The 3,644-nt window shown below is 66.6% G+C and carries 4 protein-coding genes; all 4 read right to left on the reverse strand.

The genetic code is table 11. The annotated features are described in order from the left end of the window. Positions 1 to 992, reverse strand: a 992-nt coding sequence (locus FFS27_RS30385; RefSeq protein ID WP_137952434.1) for a sodium:solute symporter family transporter, incomplete at its 3' end; no start/stop codon positions are given. After that, positions 989 to 1,312, reverse strand: a complete 324-nt coding sequence (locus FFS27_RS30390) for a DUF485 domain-containing protein (RefSeq protein WP_003089157.1) — start codon at positions 1,310 to 1,312, stop codon at positions 989 to 991. The genes FFS27_RS30385 and FFS27_RS30390, both read right to left, overlap by 4 nt. Before the next feature lie 56 nt (positions 1,313 to 1,368). After that, positions 1,369 to 3,018, reverse strand: a complete 1,650-nt coding sequence (locus FFS27_RS30395) for an acyl-CoA synthetase (protein WP_021264763.1) — start codon at positions 3,016 to 3,018, stop codon at positions 1,369 to 1,371. Positions 3,019 to 3,101: 83 nt separating this feature from the next. Continuing rightward, a partial coding sequence (locus FFS27_RS30400) for an SDR family NAD(P)-dependent oxidoreductase (protein WP_137952435.1) occupies positions 3,102 to 3,644 on the reverse strand: 543 nt, incomplete at its 5' end.

Raw genomic sequence — 3,644 nt, forward strand, 5'->3', positions numbered from 1 at the left:
CCCTCGAAGAACCGGGGCTGCTGGCTGACGATCACGATCGACGCCAGGCCCAGCAGGAAAATGACATTGAAGAAGTAGCCGATGAACCCGGTGGCGTAGAGCACCGACTTGCGCGCCTCCCGGGCATCGCCGACGGTGAAGAAACGCATCAGGATGTGCGGCAGCCCGGCGGTGCCGAACACCAGCCCCAGGCTCAGCGATAGCGCGGTCAACGGGTCGGCCAGCAAGCCACCAGGGGCCAGCAGGCGTTCGCCCAGGGCATGGCTATCCATCGCCTGGCTGACCAGCCTGTCATAGCTGAAGTCGAATTCGCGCATCGCCAGGAACAGCACCAGCGAGCCGCCGACCAGCAGCAGGAATGCCTTGACGATCTGCACCCAGGTGGTTGCCACCATACCGCCGAAAGTCACATACAGCATCATCAGCGCACCGACGATCACCAGGGCGATCTGGTAGTCCAGGCCGAACAGCAGCCTGATCAACTGCCCGGCCCCGACCATCTGCGCCACCAGGTAGAAACACACCACGGTCAGCGAGCCGATGGCGGCCATGGTGCGCACGTTGCCCTGGTCGAGACGGTACGAGGTGATGTCGGCGAAGGTGAAGCGGCCCAGGTTGCGCAGCCGCTCGGTCATCAATAGCAGCAGTACCGGCCAGCCCGCGAAGAAGGCGATGAGATAGATGTAGCCATCCATCCCGGAGCTGTAGATGAGCGCGGTGATTCCCAGCAGCGTGGAGGCGGACATGTAGTCGCCGGCCAGCGCCAGGCCGTTCTGCCAGCCCCGGATACCGCCACCGGCGCTATAGAAATCCGCCGTCGAATGGGTCCGTCGCGCCGCCCACCAGGTGATGCACAGGGTGAACAGCACGAACACCATGAACATGCCGATGGCATGCAGGTTGAGCGGCTGGCGCTGGCCAGCGTCCAACGCGGGCGAGGCCGACAGCAGGCCGGAGTGCAGCGACAACGCCAGGGGAAGGAGCTTCTTCATGCGCCCTGCTCCTCTTCCAGCCCAGCGACCAGAGCCTGGGTCAGGCGATCGAATTCGCCGTTGGCGCGGTACACATAGAGCGCCGACAAGGCACAGAAGAACACGAACAGGAACACGCCGGCCGCGACGCCGAAGGTCATGTTCGAGCCCTGCGCCAGACGCCTGGCAATCAGCTCGGGGCAGAACGATACCAGCGCGATGTAGCCGTGGAACGTAGCCAGGATCAGCAGGAGCAGGCTCAGGGTGAAACGGTTTCGGCGCGCCACCAGTTGCTGGAACCGGGCACTGGCGCGGATACGCGCGTATAGCAGGCTGGACATGGGACACCTCGGGCAACCTAGTTATTGTTATGGAATGTGCGGGTGCGGCAGCGCCATCAGCCGCCGGCGTCGCCGGCCTCCTCCTCCTGCCGGGCCCACTCGCGCAGGACGAACTTCTGGATCTTGCCGGTGGCGGTCTTGGGCAGTTCGGTAAGCGTCACATGCCGCGGCGCCTTGAAGTGCGCCAGGCGCTCGCGGCACCAGCGGACCAGATCGTCACCCGTGGTTCTGGGTAAGGCATCCGCCCGCAAGGCGACGAACGCGTGGGGTGTCTCGCCCCAGCGCGAATCCGGGCGCGCCACCACCGCGGCCTCGACCACCTCGGGGTGCTGGTAGAGCACTTCCTCGATCTCCAGCGAGCTGATGTTCTCGCCGCCGGAAATGATGATGTCCTTGGCCCGGTCCTTGATTTCCACGTAGCCGTCCGGGTGCAGCACGGCCAGGTCGCCGGTGTGCAGCCAGCCGTCGGCCAACGCGGCGCGGGTGGCCTCGGGGTTGTGCAGGTAGCCTTTCATCACGGTGTTGCCCCGCACTACCAGTTCGCCAAGGGTGCGGCCGTCGGCCGGGACCGGACGGCCGGTGTCGGTATCCAGCACCGTGGCCTCCTCGAGCATCGGGTGGGCGACGCCCTGGCGGCTCATGAACTGGGCCCGGGCCTCCAGCGGCAATTCGTCGACCCCCGGCTGCCACAGGCACAGGGTGCTGGGGCCGTAGCTTTCGGTCATGCCGTAGGCGTGGGTGATGCTGAAGCCGCGTGCTTCCATGGCGGCGATGACCGCGCTGGGCGGCGCGGCGCCGCCGGTGATCACCGATACCGACACGGCAGGGACGCTGGCATGCTCGGCATGGATCAGCATCGACATCACCACCGGCGCGGCGCTCAGGTGGGTCACGGCATGCTCGGCAATCGCAGCGTTGATCGCATCAGGCTGGACCTTGCGCAGGCACACATGGGTGCCACCGGACAACGTCACCGCCCAGGTATGGCTCCAGCCGTTGCAGTGGAACATCGGCAAGGTCCACAGGTAGACGCTGCGCGGCCCCAACTGGAAGATCAGCGCGCCGGCGCAGGCGTTGAGGTAGGCGCCGCGGTGATGCAGGACCACGCCCTTGGGATCCCCCGTGGTGCCGGAGGTGTAGTTGATGGCGATCGACTGCCATTCGTTCTGCGGCGCACTCAGCGGCCGCCCGGGGTCGCCCTGGGCCAGAAACGCCTCATAGTCCAGGTCGTGGGCGAGGTCGGCGCGCTCGGCCTGATCATCGTCGATGCCCACCAGCAAGGGCGGCGCATCGAGCATGGCCAGCGCCTGCTGGGCCACGGCACCGAACTCACGGTCGCAGATCAGCACCCTGGCCGCGCAGTGGCGCAGGATGAAGGCGATGCTGCGTGCCTCCAGGCGGATGTTGATGCATACCAGCACCGCCCCGGCACCGGGTACGCCATAGTGGGCCTCGAGCATTTCCGGGATATTCGGCGCCAGTATCGCCACCCGCTCGCCCGCTTGTACGCCGACCCGCTCCAGGGCACTGGCGAGGGCGCAACTGCGCTCGTGCAACTGGCGGTAGCTGTAGCGCCTTGCGCCATAGACCACCGCATCGCGCTGCGGGTACACCTGCGCGGCACGCTTGAGGAACGACAGCGGCGACAGCGGGACATGGTTGGCTTCGTTGGGAGCAAGCTCGTGCTCGAGGGTAGGAACCATCATGGCAGCCACCTCATCGACACATTGCTCCGGTCTTGCACGCACATACATACCTCCTGTTCTTGTTGTTATTGCGCCAGGGCGCGTTACAGGCTGCTGCACAGGTGGCCGCCATCGACCACGATCTCGGCGCCGCTCATGGCCCGCCCGGCATCGCTGGCGAGCAGCAGCAAGGCGCCGTCCAGGTCCGCCGGCACGCTGAAGCGGCGGCTGGGGATACGCGAGCGCAACTTGTCGCCGGCCTCGCTGGCCAGGAAGGCCTCGTTCAGGTTGGTCATCACGTAGCCGGGCGCCAGGGCATTCACCCGGATGCCATGGCGCGCCAACTCCAGCGCCATGGCGCGGGTCAGGTGGGCCAGGCCGGCCTTGGCCGCCAGGTAAGGGCCGACGGCACCGGCCACACGGCTGGCGAGGATCGAAGTGACATTGATCAGGCTGCCGCCCTTCCCCGCCGCGACCATGCGCCGGGCACTTTCCTGGGCCACCGCCCAGGCGCCCTTGAGGTTGGTGTCGAGCACGCGGTCCCAGCTTTGATCGTCGCAGGCCAGCAAGGGCTGGCTGTCGCTCACCCCCGCATTGTTGACCAGCACATCCAGCGGGCCGGCGGCATCGAGCACCCGGCAGATATC

It is taken from the genome of Pseudomonas sp. 2VD (genome assembly GCF_005503585.1).
In the GTDB taxonomy this organism is placed as follows: Bacteria; Pseudomonadota; Gammaproteobacteria; order Pseudomonadales; family Pseudomonadaceae; genus Pseudomonas; species Pseudomonas aeruginosa.

What these genes read in the sequence shown, in the direction of transcription:
- FFS27_RS30390 (WP_003089157.1), bottom strand. Translation starts at nt 1,312, where the DNA reads ATGTCCAGCCTGCTATACGCGCGTATCCGCGCCAGTGCCCGGTTCCAG.
- FFS27_RS30395 (WP_021264763.1), bottom strand. Translation starts at nt 3,018, where the DNA reads ATGATGGTTCCTACCCTCGAGCACGAGCTTGCTCCCAACGAAGCCAAC.